Origin of the sequence: Streptomyces naganishii JCM 4654, assembly GCF_014650575.1 — a bacterium.
GTDB classification, from domain to species: domain Bacteria; phylum Actinomycetota; class Actinomycetes; order Streptomycetales; family Streptomycetaceae; genus Streptomyces; species Streptomyces naganishii.
The window spans coordinates 172,233-193,503 of record NZ_BMVF01000010.1; the positions used below are offsets into that span (position 1 = coordinate 172,233).

Here is a 21,271-nt window from a genome sequence, read left to right on the forward strand (position 1 = left end):
CGTATGCGCCTGCACCCCACGGACGACCAGCGCGCCCTGCGCGACTCCCTGCGGCGGCTGCTGGCCCGGCGCTTCGGCGCGGTCGCGCTGCGGGCGGCGGTCGCGGGGCCCGGCCTGGACCGGGCGCTGTGGCGGGAACTGGGGGCCGCCGGGTTCTTCGCGCTGCGCCTGCCGGAGGCGGACGGCGGGGTGGGACTGGGCCTGCCCGAGGCCGTGCTGGCCTTCGAGGAGGCCGGGCGCGCCCTGCTGCCGGGCCCGCTGGCGGCCACCTGCCTCGCCGCCGGGACCGTGTCCGGAGCGGCCACCGGGGAGACGGTCGTGACCGCCGTGGACGGCGGCGGCCTGGTGGAGTGGCTCGACGCCTCCGACACGGTCCTCGGGGACGCCTCCGGAGCCGTACCCCTGCGGTCGGTGGACCCGCTGACGCCGCTGCACCGGGTGCCCGCGCCCGCCTCCGTAGGCCCGCCGGACCCCGTCGCCGTGCTCCTCACGGCCGCCGAACAACTGGGCACCGCCGCGCGGGTGTGCGAGCTGGCCGTGCAACACGCCCGGGCGCGAAAGCAGTTCGGACAGCCCATCGGGGCCTTCCAGGCGGTCAAGCACCTGTGCGCGGACATGCTCGTACGGACCGAGACGGCCCGCGCCGCCGTCTACGCGGCCGCCGTCACCGCCGGCCCCGCCGACATCGCGGCGGCCCGGCTGCTCGCCGACGAGGCCGCCGGGCGCGGCTCCCGCGACTGCCTCCAGGTGCACGGCGGCATGGGCTTCACCTGGGAGTCCGAGGTGCATCTGCACCTCAAGCGCGCGTGGGTGCGCTCCCACCGTGCCGGGGGAGTGACGGAGAGTGAGGAGCTGCTCGCGGCGGATCTGGTGGCCGGAGCCGGGTGAGCCGGTGGTGTGCTGGAGCCGCCCGGGCGGGCCGCCTGGAATGTCGTCGATCGTGGCACGAGCATCGTGACGGAGAGTGTTCGGCGCGCGTCGACGGTGAACCGTCCCGTCACGTCCCGGAGTCGCCGTCCGGCTCGGGTACCTTTTGTGCAATGCGAGTGGTTCCGAGCACGAGCCGCCCCGGTGCCGCCCCTGGAGCGGCCCGGGATCCCGCGGTGCGCGCCGCTGTTCGCGGGGTCGGGCGGCCCGTTCTGCCCACCTGTTCGACTCCCCGCGACGAGCGTCGCACAGTATGCCGCACGGGTACTCCTTCGCGCGGGAATATGCCCGAAGCGCTTGTAGCGGTGACGGTACGTCAACCATGCTGTCTGGCAAGGGAGTCACGTTCCGTGACGCTTGCTCTGGCCGTTGTTCTGGCCATGCAGAAAATGGCTACGATCGTGGCCCTCGCGCGGCGCGGGGCTATGTGTCCGCCGGTTCGGATGGTGTGAGCGGTGCAGGTGCTTCAAGTTCAGCTGGAGGTCCGGCCCGACCCCGCGGAGGTGGGGCGGGCCAGGAGGTGGGCCCGCTCGCGGCTCGCCGGTTCGGGGATAGGGGCCGACGAGTCGCTGGCCGAGACGGTGATCCTGCTCGTCTCCGAACTGGTCACCAACGCCGTGGTGCACACCGGCTGTCCGGCCGTGCTGCGGCTGTCGCTGCCCGGGGTGCCGGCCGAGGCGGCCACCGTGCGCCTGGAGGTGGCCGACGCCAGCACCCGCGCCCCCGTGCCGCGCTGCGCGGGCGACGACGCCACCGGCGGCCGCGGACTCGCCCTCGTCGACGGCCTCGCCGACCGCTGGGGGTGGAACGCGGACGGCGCGGGCAAGCGCATCTGGTGCGAGCTGGACCGGTGTGTGCCGCCCGGTGAGGCCTCGGCGCCCACGGCTTGCGGCAGCCAGGCGCCCGTCGTCTGCGAGGGGCTGGCGTACGAGGCGGTGTGAGGCCGCCGGCTGCCCGGAGCTTCGGGGGTGCCCGGGTGTCAGGGTCGCCGCCCCTTTCCCCTCCGGCCGGAAGTCCGTGCGCCGGACGTGCTTCCGTGCGCGCCCATTGTGATCCGGGCATTAAGGGTAAATCGCCGTACGGCTGTTGACGGGCCATGTCCGTTTGATCACCCTTGTGGGCAGCGATTCGCCGTGAGGGGACGGCGAGGGCCCGGCTGTCGCAGGCCCTCGGCGAGTGCGGATCGCGCGGTCGGCGTCGGCCGGTCCCTTGGGGGGCCGAGGGGGAGGGGCCGGTACGCCGGGGCCGGATGGCGGTGCGCGGTGCCGTGCTCGGGGCGGGCTACGGCGCACCGCCAACCGGTGCGCGCCACCAACCGGTGCGCGGCGCCGGCGCGGGCCGCATCGGCGGGGCCGGCTCACAGAACGGCCACCGGGGCGACCGGTGCGCCCGTGGCACCCACGAAGGGCTCGGGGGTCGCGGCCAGCAGGAAGGCGTAGCGCCCCTCTTGTCCACAGGCTGTGGACAACTCCTCGAGATTCCAGTTCTGCCCCTGCGGCATGCCCATCTCCACCAGGTCCAGGGCGTGCACGGCGAGCCACAGCCCGTCGATCTCGGGCGGGAACACCTCGAAGGTGAGCGTGTCGTTGGCGACGGCGGCGACGTCGCGGGCGTGGAACCACTCCGGTGTACGCACCGAAAGACCCGGTGACGGATAGGCGTACCCGTGCGCGTCCCCCGCGAGGTACACCCGCATCTGCCCGGTCCGCACCAGCACGACGTCACCGGCCCGCACCCGCGTCCCGGCCAGCTCCTCGGCCGCGTCCAGGTCCTCGGGCGTGACCGCGTGGCCGCCCTCGAGCCGGTCGACGCCCCGCGCGCGGGCCACATCGAGCAGCACCCCGCGCGAGACCAGGTGCCGCGCCTTGTCGATGCCCGAGAACGCGGCGCCGCCGTGCGCGGTGACGCCCGCGGCGGGGCGGCCGTTGTAGAGCCGGCCCGAGTGCGAGACGTGGGACAGCGCGTCCCAGTGGGTGCCCGCCTGGAGTCCCATGGTCACCGCGTCGTCGCTGCACGCGACCGTGCCCGGCCCGAACAGCTCCTGGTTGATCTGCACCATCACGTGCAGCGGGTTGACCCGCCCCGGGATCACCCCGGTCTGCACGCCGTCCTGCTTCAGCGGCAGCGCGAGCGGCACGCGCCGGCCGCTGCGCACGCACCGGGCCGCCTCCCGCACCACCTCACCGGTGACCAGGTTGAGCGTGCCGATCTCGTCGTCGGCTCCCCAACGGCCCCAGTTGTTCACGCGCTTGGCGATGTCGTGGAACGCGTCCGGCAGTGACATCTCGGTCCTCCCCGGGGCTTGTCCGCGGCCGTCCGGCCGGACATAGAATCTAACGGTCCGTCAGAAACCGCGGGAAGGGGCCGGGCGTGGGGAACTTCTTGGCAGGCAAGGTGATCGCCGTGACGGGCGCCGGGCGGGGCATCGGCCGGGCGGTCGCGCTCGCCGCGGCGGCCGAGGGCGCGCGCGTGGTCGTCAACGACTACGGCGTGGCGGTCGACGGGGCCGGACCGGCCGGTGAGGTCGCCGAGGCCGTGGTGAAGGAGATCGAGGCGGCGGGCGGCCAGGCGGTGGCCGTGGCCGACGACGTGTCCGCCATGGCGGGCGGCCGGCGCGTCGTGGACACCGCCGTGGCGGCCTACGGACGGCTGGACGGCGCGGTGTGCGTGGCCGGGATCCTGCGCGAGCGGATGCTGTTCAACATGTCCGAGGAGGAGTGGGACCCGGTCCTCGCCACCCACCTCAAGGGCACCTTCACCGTGTTCCGCGCGGCCGCCGCCGTGATGCGGCAGCAGTGCTCGGGCACCCTCGTCGGCTTCACCAGCGGCAACCACCAGGGCTCCGTCTCCCAGGCCAACTACAGCGCGGCCAAGGGCGGGATCATCTCCCTGGTCCGCAGCGCGGCGCTCGGCCTGCACAAGTACGGCGTGACCGCCAACGCGGTGGCCCCGGTGGCCCGTACGCGGATGTCGGCGAACGTTCCCACGGAGCTCAAGGAGATCGGCGAGCCGGAGGACGTGGCCGCCCTCGTCGTCTACCTCCTCTCCGACCGCGCCAGGGAGCAGGGCATCACCGGCCAGGTCTACACGGCCGCCGGACCCAAACTGGCGGTCTGGTCCCAGCCGAGGGAGCTGCGCGCGGCCTACGCGGAGGGCGCGTGGACGCCCGAGCGCATCGCGGAGTTCCTGCCCGGCACGGTGGGCACCGACCCGATGCCGCTGCTGGAGCAGGTGCGGGAGATGGAGCGGGCGGCGAGGAGCAAGGCCCGGCCCAACGCGGTCTGAGCGCGGCGCGGTCGGCACACATGGCCCTCTATCCAAGGCGGCGAGCATGGAGTTCGGGTTCACACCGCAAGACGAGGCGTTCCGCGTCGAGGCCCGTGACTGGCTCGCCGCGCACGCGGGCGCGGCGACCGGCCGCCGCGACTGGGAGCGCGCCCTCGGCGGGGCGGGCTGGATCGGCCTGGGCTGGCCGGAGTCCGGCTACGGCAACCGCACCGCGACCCTCACCCAGCAGGTCGCCTGGGCCGAGGAGTACGCCCGTTCCCAGGCCCCGCCCCGCTGCGGCCACATCGGCGAGAACCTGCTCGCCCCGACCCTCCTCGCCCACGGCACCGACGCGCAGAAGTCCCGCTTCCTGCCGCCGATCGCGGCCGGCGAGGAGCTGTGGTGCCAGGGCTACAGCGAGCCGGAGGCCGGCTCCGACCTGGCCGGCGTGCGCACCACCGCCGTGCGCGACACGGGCGGCGGCGAGCCGTGCTACCGCGTGACCGGGCAGAAGATCTGGACCTCGCTGGCGCACGAGGCCGACTGGTGCTTCGTGCTGGCCCGGACCGAGCCCGGCTCGCGGCGCCACCACGGGCTCGGCTTCCTGCTGGTGCCGATGGACCAGCCCGGCCGGATCGAGGTGCGGCCCATCCGGCAGATGACCGGCGCCGGGGACTTCAACGAGGTCCGCTTCGAGGGGGCACGCGCGCGCGTGGAGCACCTGGTCGGCGGCGAGGGCGGCGGCTGGCGCGTCGCGATGAGCCTGCTCGGCTTCGAGCGCGGGGTCTCCACGCTGGCCCAGCAGATCGGCTTCGCAAGGGAGTTGGCGGAGGTCGTACGGGCGGCCCTGGACAGCGGAGCGGCGGACGACCCCGTCGTGCGCGACCGGCTGATCGGCCAGTGGGCCGAACTGCGCACGATGCGCTGGAACGCCCTGCGCACCCTGGGCGGCGAGGACGGCCCGGCCGGCGCGGGCGCGCCGAGCGTGGCCAAGCTGCTGTGGGCGTCCTGGCACCAGCGGCTGGGCGAACTGGCGATGCTGGTGCGGGGCGCGGCGGCGAGCGCGGGACCGGCGCACTGGTCGCCGTCCGCGCCGTACGAACTGGACGCCGCTCAGCACCTGTTCCTCTTCTCCCGGGCCGACACGATCTACGGCGGCTCGGACCAGATCCAGCGCACGATCATCGCCGAGCGGGTGCTCGGCCTGCCGAGGGAACCGAAGGACTGAGGGGGCTCGGGCATGCGCGCGGTGGTGTTCGACGGCACACGGGCCGAGGTCGTGGACGACCTGACGGTACGGGACCCGGGGCCGGGCGAGGTGGGGGTGGCGGTGGCGGCGGCCGGGCTGTGCCACAGCGACCTGTCGGTGGTGGACGGCACCATCCCGTTCCCGGTGCCGGTGGTGCTGGGGCACGAGGGCGCGGGGGTGGTGGAGGCGGTCGGCGCGGGCGTGACGCATGTGGCCCCCGGGGACCATGTGGCCCTGTCCACGCTGGCCAACTGCGGTACGTGCGCCGAGTGCGACCGGGGCAGGCCGACGATGTGCCGGCAGGCGATCGGCCGGCCCGGGCGGCCCTTCACGCGCGGCGGGCGCCCGGTGTACCAGTTCGCGTCCAACTCGGCCTTCGCCGAGCACACGGTGGTGAAGGCGGTGCAGGCCGTCCGCATCCCCGAGGGCATCCCGCTGACCTCCGCCGCGCTGATCGGCTGCGGGGTGCTGACCGGCGTGGGCGCGGTGCTCAACCGGGCCCGGGTGCGGCCCGGGGACGGCGTGCTCGTCATCGGCGCCGGCGGGATCGGCCTCAACGTCCTCCAGGGCGCGCGGATCGCGGGCGCCACCCGGATCGTGGCGGTGGACGCCAACCCCGCCAAGGAGAAGACGGCCCGCCTCTTCGGCGCGACCCACTTCCTCACCTCGACCCGGGACGTGCGGGACGTCCTGCCCACCGGCGCGGACCACGCCTTCGAGTGCGTGGGCCGCGTGGAGCTGATCCGCGAGGCGATCGACCTCCTCGACCGCCACGGCCAGGCGATCCTCCTCGGCGTCCCCCCGGCCACCGCCGAGGCGAGCTTCCTGGTCTCCTCCCTCTACCTCGACAAGTCCGTCCTCGGCTGCCGCTACGGCTCCTCCCGCCCCCAGCACGACATCCCCCGCTACACCGCCCTCTACCGCACCGGCCACCTCCTCCTCGACGAACTGGTCACCCACACCTGCCCGGTCGACGACTTCCCCGAGGCCTGCGAGGCCGCGAGACAGGGAAGGGTGGCCCGGGCGGTGCTCACGTTTTAGGCACCCCTCCAGGGGCACGGTGCTCACGCTCCCGGCGAGCGGTGCGGCCGCCCCGGCGACCGGTAGAGTCGGGCGATGCCCGAGTTGCAGCGGTTGCGGACAGGTCATGCCCCGGCGGTGCTGGCGTTCGAGCGGGAGAACCGGGGGTACTTCGCCGCCTCCGTCCCCGACCGCGGGGACGGGTTCTTCGAGCGGTTCGGGGAGCGGTTCGGCGCCCTGCTCGCCGAGCAGGAGGCGGGGGTGTGCGCCTTCCACGTGCTCGTCGACGAGGCCGGTTCGGTGGTCGGCAGGTTCAATCTCGTCGACATGGAGGACGGGGTCGCGGTGCTCGGATACCGGGTCGCGGAGCATGCCGCCGGACGTGGTGTGGCGACCGCGACCGTCCGGGAGCTGTGCGGACTGGCGGTGTCGCGGTACGGGCTGCGCGCCCTGCGGGCGGCCGCCGCCCTGGACAACGCCGCGTCCCGGAAGGTGCTGGTGAGGAACGGCTTCGTCCTGACCGGCCCGGCCGATCCGGCGGAACTCGGCGGAAAGCGGGGGGACTGGTACCGGCGCGATCTGGCCCTGCGGCCGTAGGCCCTGGTCCTACAGCCGCAGTCCGCGGTCCCGGCGGGGCGCCGCCTCGTCGCCGGGGGAGCCGCCCGCCCGGAAGGTGCGCCGGTAGGCGGTCGGGGTCACTCCCAGGGCCGCCTGGGCGCAGAGGAACAGCCGCTCCGGCGGCGGACGTGCACCGCGCGTGGTTCGTCGCCGCCGTCAGGCGGATTCGGCGGTCAGGCGCTCGCACAGGGTGGCTCCCGCAGGTCAGCGCCACGATCTCTCACTGCGGTGTGGTCGAGTACCGCTCGATGCTCGCGCGACCCGTCGATCGGTCGAGTAGGCGCAGCTCCCACGGGCCCGTGTTCACATCGAAGTCCTTGCCGAACCCGACCCACTTGCCCGCCATGCGTCGGCCTGTCGGCTCGATGAGCAGCTGAATGGCACCGTGGTATCGGGCGCCCTGGTAGTACCCGTCGGCTGCCGTCTGCTCGGTCCACGTACCAGTGACGACGTTCCGGTCAATCGTGAGATCCAGAGACAACGGGCTGCCCGGGTTGGTCGACGCTCCGGGCAGGCTCTGAGCTGTCAGCCGGTTACCGTGCTGGACGATCACGACGTGGTGCTTGCAGTCGAACGTCTCGTCACGGCTGGACGAGTAGAACTCGTACCGGGACAGCCAGATGCCCGCGTACTCGCTCTGCGGCTGCGGCTCCGGGCTTGCGCCAGCGTCAGCCGTGCCGACTTCCCCAGCCTCCATGTCGTGACCTCCTGCCCCGTCCGAGTGGACGCGTGCCATCGGGATCGCGAATCCCAGCGACTCAGGCATGCGGCCGGTGAACCGCTTCAGTGCCCGCGCGTACAGGGGGCGGCATGTCCTGGTCTCCCCGGACTCCCAGCGTTGCACGAGTCGCTTGGAGGCGTCGTTCGGTTCCCCCAGCTCCTCGCCTGCGTCACGTAAGCCCCGGGCGAACTCGTCCTGGCTGAGATTCATCGACTTGCGTACGGAGGTCAGCACGTCGTTGGGAATTCGCTCACGCTCGGCCGAAGTCGTCATGATCCGAGGGTAGCCACGCCACGCTTCCAATGACACCGGTTTGACGCCTTCGGGGTGATGGCGACATGACGCCCGAGGGACGCCCTGAACGCCGCCGCAATGGTCGTGACCGGTCCGGAACATGGCGTCATGTCCATCCGCATCAGCGCTTACACGGTGAGAGCCGACGGCACGCAGACCAAGCCACGAACTCTCTACGAGGGTGAGGGCGGAGAACCCCTCGCCACTGGCCAGATGCCGCCGTGCCAATGTTCTAAGTGCAGGGGTGGGCGACATGACCGGAGCACCACGGTCCCCCAATTACGTGGAGGCAAGCCAGCATGAGCACGGCAGTAGTGATCCGCGACCCGAAGGCGTACGTCACTCCGGACGTGTGGGAGCGGGAGGTAGCCCTCCTCCTCCGCAACCCGGAGAACACGCGTGAACTGGCAGAGGCCAAGTTCGGACAGGCCATCGCCTACCTGGTCACCTGCGGCGAGAACGCGGACCTTCTCATGGGTCCGTCCAAGCCCGTGGACGAGGCATGGCACTCATTCATGCTCGACTCGGTCCCGTACCACCACTTCACCAGCCGGCACTTCGGCCGGTACATCCACCACGTGCCGGAACTCCCGGGGGCGGCGGCTGGTGTCCAGTGCGTCAGCGACGACAAGGCGACGCTGGACGGCCACGACCCCAAGGCCGGCGGCCCGCTCGTCCTGGAACAGACGATCAAGGCCATCAAGGCGGCCGGGTTCGAGATCGACCCCGACCTGTGGGGCATGGAGGACGCGGCCGACTGCAACCAGTGCCACGCCGGGTGCCACGACTCGCCCAAGTAGTTGCGGGCGGCAAATGAGTTGGGGCCTACCTTCGTACGTTGGGGGTGGGCCCCTCTTGCCGGAAAGGATCACCGCATGTCATTGGCTGAGTCCTGGGACAGGTACGCAGCCGGGAGCAAGCCACGCAGGACCGTGAACGCCAGAGGCGATGCGACCTGGCTGAACTGGACCCAGTACCCCGATCACGGGCCGGACGAGAGCGTTCTGGGTCCCGTGGCCGGACGCCGGGTGCTGGAACTCGGCTCGGGGAGCGGTAGTAACCTCGCGCACCTCGTGGCGCTTGGCGCGACAGGCCAAGGGGTGGACATCGCCCCCGCCCGCGAGACGGTCGCGCGGGAGCGCTGGGGCCATCTGCCGGGCCTTGAGTTCTGTACGGCGGAGGCGACTGCGTTCCTGAACGAGACGGACGAGAGATTCGATGTCGTGCTCTCGATCTTTGGTGCCGTGTGGTTCGTCGATCCGGACACGTTGCTCCCGCTGATCCGCTCGCGCATGACGGCGGGCGGCATCCTGGCCTTCTCGCATTTGCCTCCAGGCAGTCAGGGGCCCAAGCCTGTCAAAGCCGGACTGCGGCACGACCGCACCCCGGATGAGTGGGGGCGCATCCTGACGGGGCACGGCTTCTCTGACGTGCGCGTGTCGCTGATCGATCCGCCAAAGGGTCGGGCTGTGGGCACGATGCTTGTCCGGGCTCTGGGGGCGTGATCGCGCGGCTGTGGGCCTGTCTCAGGCGCTCTCGTCAAGGTGGCGGTAGAGGGTGGCACGGGAGATCCCGAGAGCCTTGGCAATGGCGCTCACGCTGTCGCCCATCGCCTTCTGGGCACGGGCCACGGTGAGCACATCCTCATCGACCACGGGCCACGGTGAGCACATCCTCATCGACCACGGTCGGGCGTCCGCCCGTACGCCCCTGCGCCTTGGCTGCGTCGAGTCCGGCGCGGGCCCGCTCCTTGATGAGGCTGCGCTCAGACTCCCCCATGGCTCCGACCACCTGAAGCATGGAACGACCATCCGCCGTACCGGGGTCGATGTCGGCCAGTGCACCCGTGAGCACCTGGAACCCGATGCCTCGCCCTCGAAGGGTGTCGACCATGGTCACAAGGTCGATGAGGGACCGGGCGAACCGGTCCGGCTTCCACATCCGGGAGGGCAGACAGAGAAGTGAGGGAGCGAACCTTTCCGCAGGTCATCGTCCATGTCACTACACGTCCGGTGTGTGCTGGCCGCACCTGCGGTATGTGCTCACCGGCCCTGATGGAGTCGGCACGGTACGGGCGCACCCTTCCCCTTCTGGAAGAGGTGAGGGGGCAGGACAAGGCAAGCCGCCCCGGACCGGGGCGATACGAGATCCCACTTCTTGGCGCGACTGATCGCGTTGTTCGTGCTCTGGTCGGACAGAGGCCTGCCGTGCTTGCCGAGCAGGACAGCCAGCTTCCCAGGGTCGAACGCTGCGTGTCCCTGCCGGTCGGCCCATCCAAGGGCGGCGAAGAGAACGCGGTGGGCGAGCGGGTGCCAGGGCTCCTGTGCCTTGCGCTGGAACTCGCGTTGGAAGACCCTGCCCCACGGGCGGTCATGACCGAAGCTGATGACCACTGGTTCGAGGCTCCTTCCTGTGAGGCGCACACGGGTGCGCCAGCGACCCCCACCGGACGGCGGGACATGTGTCTCCATGTCGAGCGGGTCCGGTTACGCGTCGGGTTCGTCGTCGGAGGTGTGGTTCCACTCCACGGTCATGTAGTCGTCCGCGGTCATCTTCGCCGCCTTCTTGAAGCCGTTGGGGTGCATCGTGATCGTGGTGACGAACTTGACCCACGCCCGGCGGACGGGGAGCGGAGTGATCGGCCAGTCCTGAATCAGGTCAGTAATGCCCGAGACGGGGTCGATCGGGGGCAGGCCAGTGACACCGGACAGCTTCTCGTCGATTTCGTCGAGCCTGGCCCGGATCGCCTCGGTACCGGCCGTCATCTGCGACAGGGTGATGGCTCCGGAGGCGTAGGACACAGCCAACCCGTCGAGCCGTTCCCGCAGGGTCTGCGCCTCCTGGTGGAGGTGGGCCGAGTCGTCTCCCTCCTCCTGCCGAGCGGAGAGAACCCAGGGCAGGAAGCCGGGGAAGACGATTCGCGCGAGGACGGCGTTACCGGCTCGCTTGTCGGCCAGCTCACGGGGTACGCGTACGTGCTTCTGTCCGCAGCGGTAGACCGGAGTCCCTCGGTACATGCCGCCTCGCACGGTCTCCCCGCAGCGCTCACACGTAGCCAGTCCGGCGAGCAGGGTCTGAGGGGCTGAGCCGGTACGTGCACCACCCGTGAAGCGCTTGGGGTTTGTCAGTGCCGACACGAGGGCGTAGTGAGTCGCCTCGTCCAGGATCGCGGGCCACTGTCCCTCGCCCACCACTTCGCCGTGGTAGGTGGCCTGAGCGATGTACCGAGGGGAGATGAGCACCTTCTTCACTCCGCCTACGCCCCACCCCTTCGCGTCGCCCTTCGCCGTGCCGGACGACGAGCGGGGAGCGAGCAGACCGAGGTCGGTCCAGAAGCGAGCGACAGCCGCCAGGGTCTCGCCCTGAAGAACCATCTCGGCACCCTTGCGGATCGCTTCCGCCTCAGCTTCGACCATGGTCACGTAGTCGTCGGCGTATCCGAACGGCCGCAAGCCTGTCTTGTGCGGCGTGCCGTTCTTGGCCGCCTGAAGGTTCGATGCCTTCTGCCGTAGTGCCTTCTGCTCACCCTCGTACTCCGCCCACGCAGTGACCGTCTTGGCCGTAGCTCGACCAGCCGGAGTCGAGAGGTCCAGGTGTCCGGCGTGGATGGCGTGGACGTTGACCCCGAGTGCGATCACTCGCAACAGGTCTTCCGTCTTGCGTACGAGTCGATCAGTGTGCCAGCAGAGAATCGCGTCCGGCTTGGAGGCCAACAGTCGCTCGAACCCCGGGCGGACCTTGCCCGAGGTGGCGCTGATGTCGTTGTCCGGGATCACCTCGCGTACGGCCCAGCCACGGGCTTCGGCGTAGGCCCGGCACTCGGCCTCCTGCCGCTGAACGCCCAACTCGTCGCCGTGCTGATCGAGGCTGAGTCGTACGTAGATGGTGACGCCCACCTGTCGTGCCCCCCCTTGTTCCTGCTCACCGCCTTTGTGCCCCAATACTTTACCACGAGTTCGGCTGGTCGCGCGGCACAATCGGCGCGGCGGTCTCGCTCAACCTCGCCCTGTACGGGCTCACCGCGCCCTTCGCCGCCGCGCTGATGGACCGCTTCGGCATCCGCCGGGTCGTCGCCGCCGCGCTGACCGTGATCGCCGTCGGCGCGGGCCTGACCGTGTGGATGACCGCGCCCTGGCAGCTGTGGCTGTGCTGGGGCCTGCTGGTCGGCCTCGGCTCCGGCTCCATGGCGCTGGCCTTCGCGGCCACCGTCACCAACCGCTGGTTCACGCAGCGGCGCGGGGTGGTCAGCGGCATCCTCACCTCCGCCTTCGCCTCCGGGCAGCTGATCTTCCTGCCGGTGCTGTCCTGGACCGTCCGGGCCCGTCCAGCAGTCGGCCCGGATGCGCTTCGGTATACGACAGGGCTGCCGCCTGGGATGCGGTCGTGTCGTCGCTCGACCCAGGTAGTGACCGTGGGGAACATGAGTGGCGCTGACGTTGACGAACAGGAACAGCGGTCGTCGCCCGGCGTGATCGTCGGCCACCGCAAGGGCCTGATCGACCTGGTGGCGGTTCGCAGTTGTCGGCCGGCAGCGTGGAAGAGGCATGTGCCACCTGGTCCAGCGCACTCGATGCGATGGACGAAGGCATTTGCTCCGGACGCGCCCGGCAGCGGGTCGTCGAGATGCGTCAGCTCCTGTCGCCGTACCGTCGGCGGGGCATCCCGGTCGCCGTCGAGTTGGCGTCAAGGGCCACCGCCTATTTGTGCGCCGTAGATTGATCGCGACACGTCGAAGGACGAAGGGGGACTCAATGGTGCTGGAGATCGAGCCCATCGGCATCGTGGTCGGTGGGCGCGAGGAAGTGGCCGACGATCACTGGGGCGGCGTCGAATCCGTCATCCGCCTGGATCAGAGGTTTCCGCTCGACGTGGTGAAGGGCCTCGCGGACTTCTCCCACCTGGTCGTCACCTGGCACTTCAGCAGGGCGACGCCGGCTGACGTCGCCCTGCACGCGCGCAGTCCGCGGAACGACCCCCGCTGGAAGCCCTCCGGCACCTTCGCGCACCGCAACCACCGGCGGCCGAACCAACTCGCCACCAGCTTCCCGCGTTTGCTCGAGGTCGACGGCCTGGATCTGCACGTGACCGACTTGGACGCGGTCGACGGAACCCCGGTCTACGACCTGGCGCCGTACTTCGCGGAGATGGGTCCGCGTGGCGAGATCCGCGAGCCCGAGTGGCCCGGCGAGATGCTCAAGGAGTACTGGGCCGAGAAGAAGGGCTGACCCGGCAGGAGCGCGGTTCCGTACTCGTGCTCCCGTCGATCAAGAGCCCGCCTGCGATCAGACGAAGCGGCCCCGGTGGAACAGCAGAGGCGGTTCGGTGTCGGCGTCTGTGCCCAGGGCGTTCACCCTGCCCACCACGATCAGGTGGTCGCCGCCGGTGTGGACGGCGTGGATCGCGCAGTCGATCCACGCCAGTGCGCCCGACAGGCGGGGGGAGCCGGAGACCGGGGACGCGTCGTGCGCGACGCCCGCGAACTTGTCCGCGCCGCTCACCGCGAAGGCGCGGCACAGGGCGTCCTGCCCGGCGCCGAGGACGTTGACGCAGAAGACGCCGGCGCGGGCGATGCGCGGCCACGTCGACGACGTACGGCCGACCATGAAGGCGACCAGGGGCGGGTCCAGGGAGAGGGATGCGAAGGACTGGCAGGCGAAGCCGGCGGGGGAGGGCTCGCCGGGGGCCGCCGGGGCCGTCACCACGGTCACGCCGGTCGCGAACTGCCCGAGCACGCGCCGGAACTCGCCCTGGTCGACCGGCGCCCGCTCGTCCTCGCGCACGCAGCGCAGCTCCGGGCGGGGCAGCGGGTCCACGGGCCGCTCGGCGCCCGCGCCCGTCCTCAGCCTGAGATAGCGGACGGCGGCCTCGGCCATTCCTGCTTGTCCCATCACGTCCACCATTGAAGCTGACGCAGCGTCAGATAGTAAGCCCCAGGACCGGCCCGGCGGACCTCACCGGCCGGTGAACTTCGGCTCCCTGCGCTCCACGAAGGCCGCCACGCCCTCCCGGGCGTCCGCCGTCGTCATGTTGACCTCCTGCGCGGCGGCCTCGGCGGCGAAGGCGGCGGCGCGGTCGCCGTCGAGGGAGGCGTTCACCAGCTGCTTGGTGAGCGCCAGCGCGCGCGTCGGCCCGGCGGCCAGGCGTGCCGCCCACGCCCCCGCCGTCGCCGCCAGCTCCCCGTCCGGGACCACCCGGTTGACCAGGCCCAGCCGTTCGGCGTCCGCCGCGGGCAGCGCGTCCGCGAAGAACATCAGCTCCTTCGCGCGCCGCTGGCCCACGAGCCGGGGCAGCAGGTACGCGCCGCCCCCGTCCGGTACGAGCCCGCGCCGCGCGAACACCTCCACGAACCGCGCGGACTCCCCCGCCAGGACCAGATCGCAGGCGAACGCGAGATGGGCGCCGAGCCCGGCCGCCACGCCGTTCACCGCCGCGATCACCGGCTTCTCGCAGTCCAGTACGGCGGCGATGAGCCGCTGGGCGCCCAGGCGCAGCATCCGGGCCACGTCCCCGGCCGCCCGGGCCACGTCCACGGCCACCCGGTCCCCGCCCCCGGCGCCGGCGCGCAGGTCCGCTCCCGCGCAGAAGCCGCGGCCCGTCCCCGTCAGGACGACCGCCCGTACGTCCGGGTCGGCGCAGGCGCCGTCGAGGTGGGCGATCAGACGGTCCCGGTCGGCGGGGGCGAGCGCGTTCAGGGCCTCGGGGCGGTCGAGGGTCAGGTGCAGGACCTGCCCGCGGACCTCCCGCCGTACGCCCACGGCCCCCGTCTCCCGCGTCACCGGCACACCGCCAGCGCGTCCAGCGCCACCGCGCCCTGGCCCCTGGGCAGGACCACCAGCGGGTTGATGTCCAGCTCGGCGAGGTCGCCGCCGAGCTCCAGCGCCATCCGCTGCACCCGCAGCACGACCTCGACCAGCGCCTCCACATCGGCCGGCGGCCGCCCCCGCACCCCGTCCAGCAGGGCCCGCCCCCGCAGTTCCGCGAGCATCGCGCGCGCCTGTTCCTCGCCGAAGGGCGGCACCCGCACCGCCGCGTCCCGCAGCACCTCGACGAGTACGCCCCCGAGCCCCACGGTCACCGTCGGCCCGAACAGCTCGTCGTGCGTGACGCCGACGACCATCTCCACGCCCCGCTCGACCATCTGGCACACCAGTACGCCGTCCAGCTCCACGCCCTCGTAACGGGCGGTGTCGGTCAGCTCCCGGTAGGCGTCCCGTACCTGGCTGGCCGAGGTCAGCCCGATCCGCACCAGGCCCAGCTCGGTCTTGTGCGCGAGCCGCGCGCCGGAGGCCTTCATCACCACCGGGTAGCCCACCTGCCCGGCCGCGCGCACAGCCGCCGCCGCGCTGGTCACCAGCTGCTCGCGCGGCACCCGGATGCCGTAGGCGCGCAGCAGCTGCTTGGCCGCGTGCTCGCTGAGCTGCTCGCCGGGCCGCATCAGCGCCGACGCCTTGCGGAAGGACGGCGAGGTGGTGCGGGGCGCCTCGTCGAAGGGGGAGCGGTACTCGCGTACGAAACGGTGGTGGCCGAGCCAGGCGCGTACGGCGGTGAGGCAGTTGCCCACCGTGCGGAAGGTGGCCACGCGGGAGGAGCCGAGCAGCACCTCGCGGTACGCCGCCTCGGTGCCGACCGGCGAGCCCCACACCACGCACACCAGCTTGTCGGTCCGCTCGGCCGCGTCCACGAGGTCGCGGACGAGCCGGTCGCTCAGCGGCGGGAAGGGGCCGGTGACCGGGCAGATCAGCACCCCGATCCCGGGGTCGGCGAGGATCGCGTCGATGATCTTCCGGCCGCGGCTGTCGCCGACCGGGTGGCCGCCGCTGTCGACGGGGTTGGCGACGTTCAGGAACTCCGGTATCCATTGGTGCAGTTCGGCCTGCCGGGCGTCGGACAGGGGCGGCAGCCGCAGCCCGGCCGCGGACGCCAGGTCCGCCACGTGGGCGCCGGTGCCGCCCGAGATGGAGTAGACGGCCACACCGTCGGCGAGCGGGGGGCGGGCCCGCGCGAGCAGGGCGGCGGTGTCCTGGAGTTCGTCCAGGCCGTCGACGCGGATCACGCCGTACTGCCGCATCGCCGCGTCCACGACGTCGTCCGCGCCGGTCAGCTTGCCGGTGTGCGAGGCGGCGGTGCGGGCGCCGGCCTCGGTGCGGCCGACCTTGACCGCGACCACGGGCACCCCGCGCCGGGCGGCCCGGTCGGCCGCGAGCAGGAAGGCGCGGCCGTCCTTGAGGCCCTCGACGTACGCGGCGATGGCGCCGACCTCGGGACGCTCGGCGAAGTAGGAGATGAAGTCGGCGGTCTCCAGGTCGGCCTCGTTGCCGGTGGGGGCCCAGTGGGAGAGCCGGATGCCGAGCTCCTGGAGCGCGAAGACGGGCCGCCCCTGGTGTCCCGACTGGGTGATCAGGGCGATGGCCGGGCCGTCGAGGTCGGTGCGGAACTCCTCGAAGGCGTTGAGGTTGGTGTTCGGCCCGAGCAGCCGCATCCCGGACTCCCGTACGGCCGCCGCGAGCCGGTCCTGCGCGAGCGCCCCGGCCTCGCCGGTCTCCGCGAACCCGGAGGCGAAGGCGACCGCGAACCTCGCCTTGGCCTCGCCGAGTTCCGCGATCACGGGCAGCGGGTCGGCGACCAGCAGCACGGCCAGGTCGACCTGCTCGGGCAGGGCGGCGACGGACGGCACGCACGGGACGCCGAACACGGCCCCGCGGCTCGGATGCACCGGGTGCAGCCGTGCCCCCACGCGCTCGGCCCAGGCGAGCAGTTGCCGGGTGATGCCGGTGTTGGGCCGCCCCTCGGCGTCCGAGGCGCCGATCACGGCGACGGACTCGGGACGGAAGAAGCGGTCCAGGTCGGGCACGTCGGCGTGCAGCGGGCGGCCGCTGACGTCGAGTTCGGCGGCGACCGTGTTGCCGGACGCGCCGGGTGCGCCGGACGCGCCGGGTGCGCCGGACGCGCCGGGTGCGCCGGGATTGCCGGGGGCGTCCACCGCCCGGCCGTGGACGGTGACCGGCCCGGACCGCGGCTGCTCGCACGCGAGGACGCGGGCCCGGCGGGAGTCGGTGGTCAGGGTGCCGTGGGTTGATCCAAGCATCGTTCCGCCCGCTCCTGTCCTGACGGCTACGTGGCAGCGCGACAGCGACACACACAACTGACGCCATGTCAGATTACTGAACTGACACAGCGTCAGGAAATGGTCGTGCAGGCAAAGAACCGGGGGAGATGCCCCGGGTCACCCGGGAAGCCGGGAGATCCCCCGCCCGTCCCCATCCCCTTCCCCGCCCGCGCTCTTGGCGATCGCCTTGGCGATCTTCTCCGCGTCGATGGCCAGTTCGCGGAGCATGCCGCTGATCGGGTTCGTGAAGCCGGTGAAGTACAGGCCGGGCGCGCCGGGCGGGGTGTGCGCGCCGTGCACCGCGGGTCTGCCGCGCGAGTCCAGTACGCCGAGGTGGCCCACCAGGCCCTCCAGGGCGCGCACGTAGCCGGTGGCCGCGATGACGGCGTCCGGCTCGATACGGCTGCCGTCGGCGAGGACGACCTTGCCGTCCTCGAAACCGTCCACCGCCGCCACGACCTCCACCCGACCCCGACGCACCGCGTCGATCAGGCCGACGTCCTGCACCGGGATCGAACCCTCGTTGACCCGTGAGTACAGGCCCGTCTCGGGCCGGGGCAGGCCGTGCGCCGACAGGTCCGGCACGCTCAGCTTCGCCAGTGGCCGGGCCAGCCGGTCGACCAGGGCGACCGGGAGCCTGCGGCACAGCACACCCGTGTACTGCGCGGCCCACCCGGCCGTCGAGCGGCGCACGATGTGCGGCGGGGTGCGCACGGCCAGCCGCACCCGCGCGGCCCCGCCCTCCACCAGGTCGACGGCGATCTCGGCGCCGGTGTTGCCGACTCCGACGACCAGGACGTCCCGGCCGGCGTAGGGGCCGGGGTCGCGGTACGCGGACGCGTGCAGGAACTCGCCGGAGTACGTGTCGCGGCCCGGCCAGTCGGGCACACGGGGCGTGTGGTTGTGGCCGGTGGCGACGACCACCGCGCCGCCGGTCAGCTCCCGCCCGCCGCTGGCGCGCAGCAGCCAGCCGGTGCCGTCGGCGGTGCGCTCGACGCGGGACACCTCGACCCCGGTGACGATCTCCAGCTCGTGGTGCTCGGCGTACTTCTCCAGGTAGCGGACCACGTCGTCGCGTGCCACCCACCGGCCGAACCGGCGGGGTACCGGCAGCCCGGGCAGGGCCGACAGGCGCCGGGTGGTGTGCAGGCGCAACCGGTCGTAGTGGCCGCGCCAGGAGGCGCCGACCCGGTCGGACCGCTCCAGCACGACGGCGCGTATGCCCCGCGTGCGCAGCGCGTACGCGACGGCGAGACCGCCGGGGCCACCGCCGATGACGTAGACGGGGCGGTCGGCGTGCGGTGCGGTGAAGGGTGTGGAGGAGTCGGACGAGTCGGTCATGAGCGCGAGCGTAATCCGGCACCCCGTTGATGGGTCTCGGTCAAGACCGGAATTGGTTGCGGATTGATCACGGGTGAGTGGTGAAAGGGAGATGAGTGGGGAGGAGCGGCGGTCTGGCGGACGGTCTGGCGGGCGGTCTGGCGGACGGGATTGAGCTGACGTACCGTCAGATGCCGTTCGTCGGCGTCGGCGGGAGATCCCATGGACACGATCTGGCTCACCGGTCCGCAGTGGCTGGCCGTGCTGCGCGTCGGACTCGGGCTGTGGTGGCTGGAGAGCTGGCGGCACAAGGACAGGAAGGGCTGGTTCGAGCGCGGCACCGGCATCGCCTGGGCGGCGGACGTGGCCGCGAAGCACCGCTGGCCGGCCGTGCGGTCCGGCTTCGAGGCGGTCGTCGCGCCCCGGCCGAAGGCGATGGCGTACGTCGTCGTGTACGCCGAACTCGCGGTCGGCGCCGGTCTGGTGACCGGGTTCCTGACCCCGGTCGCGCTGGTCGGAGGTCTCGTCCTCAACCTCCTCTACTTCACGCTCATGATCCACGACTGGGCCGAGCAGGGGCAGAACTCGATGATGGCCCTGATCTCGGTGGTGGGGCTGTTCGGCATGTGCTGGCAGACCTGGTCGGTGGACGCCGCGGCGGGGTGGTTCGGGTGACCGGCGCCGACCGCTTCGACCTGCCCGAGCCCGACGCGTTCACCCGCGCCTACTGGGACGCGACGGCGAAGGGGCGGCTGCTGGTGCGGCGCTGCGGGGCGTGCGGGCTCGCGCACCATCCGCCGCGCGAGTTCTGCCCGTACTGCTGGAGCGAGGACGTGACCTGGGAGCCCGCGAGCGGCCGGGCGGCCCTCTACACGTGGTCCGTCGTCCACCGCAACGACCTGCCGCCCTTCTCGGCCCGTACGCCCTACGTCGCCGCCGTGGTCGAACTGCCCGAGGGGCCGCGGATGATGACGGAGGTGGTGGGCGCCGGGGACGGAGGCGGGGGCCTGTGGGCCGGGATGGACCTGGAGGTGGCGTTCAGGGCGGTGGGGGAGCGGCGGGAACACGGGGAGAGGGGGGAGTACATGGTGCCGGTGTTCCGTCCGGTTTCCGGCGGCGGACGGGCGCGGGGCGTTGTTCAATGAATCGATGACCGCCAACCTCCGCGACCTCAAGATCCTGTCCACCGCGCGCGTGACCGGGAACGGGCTGCTGCTGCGCCCCTGGGACCCGGACTCCGGCGCGGACGTCGAGGCGTGGCTGCGCGGCAACACCGACCCGGAGTTCCGCCGCTGGAACACCCCGATCACCCCGGTCACCGACCGGGCCGCCGCCGAGGACTCGCTGCGGGTGCGCACCGCACGCGCGCTGGAGGGCTCCGCCGCGTCCTTCGTGATCGAGGACGCGGGCAGCGGTACGCCCCTCGGCCACATCGGGATCAACGACATCCGCCCCTTCATGGCCACCGCGCGAGTCGGCTACTGGGTGCTGCCCGAGGCGCGCGGCCACGGCGTGGCCACCCGGGCCCTCGGTCTGGTGGCCGACTGGGGCTTCGGCGAACTCGGCCTGCACCGCATGGAGTTGGACCACGCGGTCGGCCACGAGGTGTCCTGCCGGGTCGCCGAGCGGTGCGGCTTCCGCTACGAGGGGACCATGCGCGGCGCGGTCTTCCAGGCGGGCCGCAAAGACGCCTGGCGCGACGCCCACCTGCACGCCCGCCTCGCCACGGACCCGGCCCCGAAGCCGCACCCGAAGCGGTGACCGAGGCCGCACCCGAAGCCGCGACCGCGACCACGACGGATCCGCGACCGTGGCCACGGCTGCCTCCACCCGGCGAAATTCGGAGGCGCGCGGGAGACAGGGCACGGACCATGGGGCATGCCCACTACTCACGACTGGTACCTGACCGGCGACCTCGAGGAATTCCTGTCCCGCGCCGGTGACTTCCTGCGCTCCCGCCCCGCCCGGCACACGGTGCACCTCACCGTCACGGAGAGCCTGCGCGCCCGCGGCGGCCGCGTGTACGGCGACGCGGCACCGGAGTTCGGCGTGCTGGAGGACACGGACGGCGTCCGCGCCACCTTCTTCCGTACGCCACCGCACCCGCTCGCCGTGACCTCGCTGACCGGGGAGGAGGCCGAGGCGCTGGCGGACGTACTGGCACAGGCGGGCCGGACGCTGTCCGGCGTCAACGCCGACCCCGAAACCGCCGCCGCGTTCGCCGCCGCCTGGGAGCGCCGCACCGGTGCCACGAGCGCCGTCCACCAGCGGATGCGGCTGTACCGGCTCGGCGAGCTGACCGCCCCCGGACCGGTGCCCCCGGGCCGCGCGCGGGTGGCCGGGGCGGCCGACCGCGACCGCCTGGCCCGGTGGTACGAGGAGTTCTGCGCCGCCGTGGGGGAGACCGCGGCCCGGGACCCGCTGGAGTGGGCGGACGACCGGGTCGAGCGCGGCGACATGACCTTCTGGGAGGAGCCCGGCGGGGAGCCCGTCGCCATGGCGGGTACGTCCCCGAAGGTCGCCGGCCAGGTGCGCGTGGTCGGCGTCTACACCCCGGCCGGACTGCGCGGCCGAGGCTACGCGGGCGCCGTCACGACGGAGGTCAGCCGCTCCGCCCGGTCCTCCGGCGCGAACGAGGTCCTCCTCTTCACCGACCTCGCCAACCCCACCAGCAACAGCCTCTACCAGCGAATCGGGTACCGCCCGGTCTCCGACTTCGCGGTCCACACCTTCACCGGCTGACCCGGCC

At 72.4% G+C, this 21,271-nt stretch carries 22 protein-coding genes and 1 pseudogene; 14 read left to right on the top strand and 9 right to left on the bottom strand.

Annotated elements, in window-relative coordinates; genetic code table 11:
* Window positions 1-3: 3 nt before the first annotated feature.
* Both IE217_RS20045 and IE217_RS20050 read left to right on the top strand, forming a co-directional pair.
* A complete protein-coding gene (locus tag IE217_RS20045) occupies window positions 4-888 on the top strand; it encodes an acyl-CoA dehydrogenase family protein (protein WP_190179275.1) in 885 nt (294 codons plus the stop codon).
* A gap of 494 nt (window positions 889-1,382) precedes the next feature.
* The gene (locus IE217_RS20050; protein WP_190179276.1) at window positions 1,383-1,868 is read left to right on the top strand and encodes an ATP-binding protein; all 486 of its coding nucleotides are present in this window, start codon (window positions 1,383-1,385) and stop codon (window positions 1,866-1,868) included.
* Window positions 1,869-2,284: 416 nt separating this feature from the next.
* Here the strand turns inward: IE217_RS20050 and IE217_RS20055 are convergent, their stop codons facing one another.
* Window positions 2,285-3,211 carry a cyclase family protein gene (locus IE217_RS20055; RefSeq protein ID WP_190179277.1) on the bottom strand — a complete coding sequence of 309 codons (927 nt, stop codon included), beginning with the start codon at window positions 3,209-3,211 and terminating at the stop codon, window positions 2,285-2,287.
* A gap of 86 nt (window positions 3,212-3,297) precedes the next feature.
* Here IE217_RS20055 and IE217_RS20060 point away from each other — a divergent pair, with 86 nt between their 5' ends.
* The 4 genes from IE217_RS20060 (at window position 3,298) to IE217_RS20075 (ending at window position 7,060) form a co-directional block, all read left to right on the top strand.
* Window positions 3,298-4,212: an SDR family NAD(P)-dependent oxidoreductase gene (locus tag IE217_RS20060; protein WP_190179278.1), complete on the top strand. Its 915-nt coding sequence runs from the start codon at window positions 3,298-3,300 to the stop codon at window positions 4,210-4,212.
* A gap of 46 nt (window positions 4,213-4,258) precedes the next feature.
* On the top strand, window positions 4,259-5,422 hold the full coding sequence (locus tag IE217_RS20065) for an acyl-CoA dehydrogenase family protein (protein ID WP_190179279.1): 1,164 nt from the start codon (window positions 4,259-4,261) through the stop codon (window positions 5,420-5,422).
* Window positions 5,423-5,434: 12 nt separating this feature from the next.
* A complete protein-coding gene (locus IE217_RS20070) occupies window positions 5,435-6,484 on the top strand; it encodes a Zn-dependent alcohol dehydrogenase (RefSeq protein ID WP_190179280.1) in 1,050 nt (349 codons plus the stop codon).
* 75 nt (window positions 6,485-6,559) lie between these two features.
* Complete coding sequence (locus IE217_RS20075; protein WP_190179281.1) at window positions 6,560-7,060, top strand: GNAT family N-acetyltransferase; 501 nt, start codon at window positions 6,560-6,562, stop codon at window positions 7,058-7,060.
* A 241-nt stretch (window positions 7,061-7,301) separates the two neighbouring features.
* Here the strand turns inward: IE217_RS20075 and IE217_RS20080 are convergent, their stop codons facing one another.
* Window positions 7,302-8,075 carry a helix-turn-helix domain-containing protein gene (locus IE217_RS20080; RefSeq protein ID WP_190179282.1) on the bottom strand — a complete coding sequence of 258 codons (774 nt, stop codon included), beginning with the start codon at window positions 8,073-8,075 and terminating at the stop codon, window positions 7,302-7,304.
* A gap of 320 nt (window positions 8,076-8,395) precedes the next feature.
* Here IE217_RS20080 and IE217_RS20085 point away from each other — a divergent pair, with 320 nt between their 5' ends.
* Window positions 8,396-8,896 carry a glycine-rich domain-containing protein gene (locus IE217_RS20085; RefSeq protein ID WP_229865422.1) on the top strand — a complete coding sequence of 167 codons (501 nt, stop codon included), beginning with the start codon at window positions 8,396-8,398 and terminating at the stop codon, window positions 8,894-8,896.
* 75 nt (window positions 8,897-8,971) lie between these two features.
* Window positions 8,972-9,601, top strand: a complete 630-nt coding sequence (locus tag IE217_RS20090; protein ID WP_190179283.1) for a class I SAM-dependent methyltransferase — start codon at window positions 8,972-8,974, stop codon at window positions 9,599-9,601.
* Between the two features lie 21 nt (window positions 9,602-9,622).
* Here IE217_RS20090 and IE217_RS35265 read toward each other — a convergent pair whose 3' ends face one another.
* The 3 genes from IE217_RS35265 to IE217_RS20100 all read right to left on the bottom strand — a co-directional run bounded on the left by IE217_RS35265 (window position 9,623) and on the right by IE217_RS20100 (window position 11,992).
* On the bottom strand, window positions 9,623-9,775 hold the full coding sequence (locus tag IE217_RS35265) for a helix-turn-helix domain-containing protein (RefSeq protein WP_308432745.1): 153 nt from the start codon (window positions 9,773-9,775) through the stop codon (window positions 9,623-9,625).
* Complete coding sequence (locus IE217_RS34765; RefSeq protein ID WP_229865424.1) at window positions 9,741-9,989, bottom strand: recombinase family protein; 249 nt, start codon at window positions 9,987-9,989, stop codon at window positions 9,741-9,743. The genes IE217_RS35265 and IE217_RS34765 overlap by 35 nt, the downstream gene beginning before the upstream one ends.
* 593 nt (window positions 9,990-10,582) lie before the next feature.
* Entirely contained in the window at window positions 10,583-11,992 is a 1,410-nt protein-coding gene (locus IE217_RS20100; protein WP_190179284.1) for a recombinase family protein, read from the bottom strand.
* 47 nt (window positions 11,993-12,039) lie between these two features.
* Between IE217_RS20100 and IE217_RS20105 the strand changes: the two are divergent.
* Window positions 12,040-12,465: pseudogene (locus IE217_RS20105) on the top strand (MFS transporter); the annotation flags it as partial.
* A gap of 382 nt (window positions 12,466-12,847) precedes the next feature.
* Window positions 12,848-13,321: an SAM-dependent methyltransferase gene (locus IE217_RS20110; RefSeq protein ID WP_190179285.1), complete on the top strand. Its 474-nt coding sequence runs from the start codon at window positions 12,848-12,850 to the stop codon at window positions 13,319-13,321.
* A 57-nt stretch (window positions 13,322-13,378) separates the two neighbouring features.
* Here the strand turns inward: IE217_RS20110 and IE217_RS20115 are convergent, their stop codons facing one another.
* From IE217_RS20115 to IE217_RS20130, 4 genes are all read right to left on the bottom strand, one after another.
* On the bottom strand, window positions 13,379-13,984 hold the full coding sequence (locus tag IE217_RS20115; RefSeq protein WP_229865425.1) for a flavin reductase family protein: 606 nt from the start codon (window positions 13,982-13,984) through the stop codon (window positions 13,379-13,381).
* 63 nt (window positions 13,985-14,047) lie between these two features.
* Entirely contained in the window at window positions 14,048-14,872 is an 825-nt protein-coding gene (locus IE217_RS20120) for an enoyl-CoA hydratase/isomerase family protein (RefSeq protein ID WP_229865427.1), read from the bottom strand.
* Window positions 14,869-17,181: an acetate--CoA ligase family protein gene (locus IE217_RS20125; RefSeq protein WP_190179286.1), complete on the bottom strand. Its 2,313-nt coding sequence runs from the start codon at window positions 17,179-17,181 to the stop codon at window positions 14,869-14,871. Before IE217_RS20125 ends, IE217_RS20120 begins: the two co-directional genes overlap by 4 nt.
* Before the next feature lie 138 nt (window positions 17,182-17,319).
* Window positions 17,320-18,543: a flavin-containing monooxygenase gene (locus IE217_RS20130; protein WP_190179287.1), complete on the bottom strand. Its 1,224-nt coding sequence runs from the start codon at window positions 18,541-18,543 to the stop codon at window positions 17,320-17,322.
* A 201-nt stretch (window positions 18,544-18,744) separates the two neighbouring features.
* Between IE217_RS20130 and IE217_RS20135 the strand changes: the two genes are divergently transcribed.
* The 4 genes from IE217_RS20135 to IE217_RS20150 all read left to right on the top strand — a co-directional run bounded on the left by IE217_RS20135 (window position 18,745) and on the right by IE217_RS20150 (window position 21,264).
* On the top strand, window positions 18,745-19,197 hold the full coding sequence (locus IE217_RS20135; protein ID WP_190179288.1) for a DoxX family protein: 453 nt from the start codon (window positions 18,745-18,747) through the stop codon (window positions 19,195-19,197).
* Window positions 19,185-19,667 carry a Zn-ribbon domain-containing OB-fold protein gene (locus IE217_RS20140; protein WP_229865428.1) on the top strand — a complete coding sequence of 161 codons (483 nt, stop codon included), beginning with the start codon at window positions 19,185-19,187 and terminating at the stop codon, window positions 19,665-19,667. Before IE217_RS20135 ends, IE217_RS20140 begins: the two co-directional genes overlap by 13 nt.
* Window positions 19,668-19,671: 4 nt before the next feature.
* Window positions 19,672-20,283, top strand: coding sequence for a GNAT family N-acetyltransferase (locus tag IE217_RS20145; protein WP_190179290.1), 612 nt, complete (start codon window positions 19,672-19,674; stop codon window positions 20,281-20,283).
* A gap of 117 nt (window positions 20,284-20,400) precedes the next feature.
* Window positions 20,401-21,264, top strand: coding sequence for a GNAT family N-acetyltransferase (locus IE217_RS20150; protein WP_190179291.1), 864 nt, complete (start codon window positions 20,401-20,403; stop codon window positions 21,262-21,264).
* Window positions 21,265-21,271 lie beyond the last annotated feature (7 nt).

Bases quoted from the DNA above. Each gene is read 5' to 3' on its own strand.
- IE217_RS20085 (WP_229865422.1), top strand. From the start codon at position 8,396: ATGAGCACGGCAGTAGTGATCCGCGACCCGAAGGCGTACGTCACTCCG.
- IE217_RS20130 (WP_190179287.1), bottom strand. From the start codon at position 18,543: ATGACCGACTCGTCCGACTCCTCCACACCCTTCACCGCACCGCACGCC.
- IE217_RS20075 (WP_190179281.1), top strand. From the start codon at position 6,560: ATGCCCGAGTTGCAGCGGTTGCGGACAGGTCATGCCCCGGCGGTGCTG.
- IE217_RS20070 (WP_190179280.1), top strand. From the start codon at position 5,435: ATGCGCGCGGTGGTGTTCGACGGCACACGGGCCGAGGTCGTGGACGAC.
- IE217_RS20145 (WP_190179290.1), top strand. From the start codon at position 19,672: ATGACCGCCAACCTCCGCGACCTCAAGATCCTGTCCACCGCGCGCGTG.
- IE217_RS20090 (WP_190179283.1), top strand. From the start codon at position 8,972: ATGTCATTGGCTGAGTCCTGGGACAGGTACGCAGCCGGGAGCAAGCCA.
- IE217_RS20115 (WP_229865425.1), bottom strand. From the start codon at position 13,984: ATGGGACAAGCAGGAATGGCCGAGGCCGCCGTCCGCTATCTCAGGCTG.
- IE217_RS20110 (WP_190179285.1), top strand. From the start codon at position 12,848: ATGGTGCTGGAGATCGAGCCCATCGGCATCGTGGTCGGTGGGCGCGAG.
- IE217_RS20055 (WP_190179277.1), bottom strand. From the start codon at position 3,211: ATGTCACTGCCGGACGCGTTCCACGACATCGCCAAGCGCGTGAACAAC.
- IE217_RS35265 (WP_308432745.1), bottom strand. From the start codon at position 9,775: ATGAGGATGTGCTCACCGTGGCCCGTGGTCGATGAGGATGTGCTCACC.
- IE217_RS20150 (WP_190179291.1), top strand. From the start codon at position 20,401: ATGCCCACTACTCACGACTGGTACCTGACCGGCGACCTCGAGGAATTC.
- IE217_RS20080 (WP_190179282.1), bottom strand. From the start codon at position 8,075: ATGACGACTTCGGCCGAGCGTGAGCGAATTCCCAACGACGTGCTGACC.
- IE217_RS34765 (WP_229865424.1), bottom strand. From the start codon at position 9,989: ATGGTCGACACCCTTCGAGGGCGAGGCATCGGGTTCCAGGTGCTCACG.
- IE217_RS20135 (WP_190179288.1), top strand. From the start codon at position 18,745: ATGGACACGATCTGGCTCACCGGTCCGCAGTGGCTGGCCGTGCTGCGC.
- IE217_RS20045 (WP_190179275.1), top strand. From the start codon at position 4: ATGCGCCTGCACCCCACGGACGACCAGCGCGCCCTGCGCGACTCCCTG.
- IE217_RS20125 (WP_190179286.1), bottom strand. From the start codon at position 17,181: ATGCTTGGATCAACCCACGGCACCCTGACCACCGACTCCCGCCGGGCC.
- IE217_RS20065 (WP_190179279.1), top strand. From the start codon at position 4,259: ATGGAGTTCGGGTTCACACCGCAAGACGAGGCGTTCCGCGTCGAGGCC.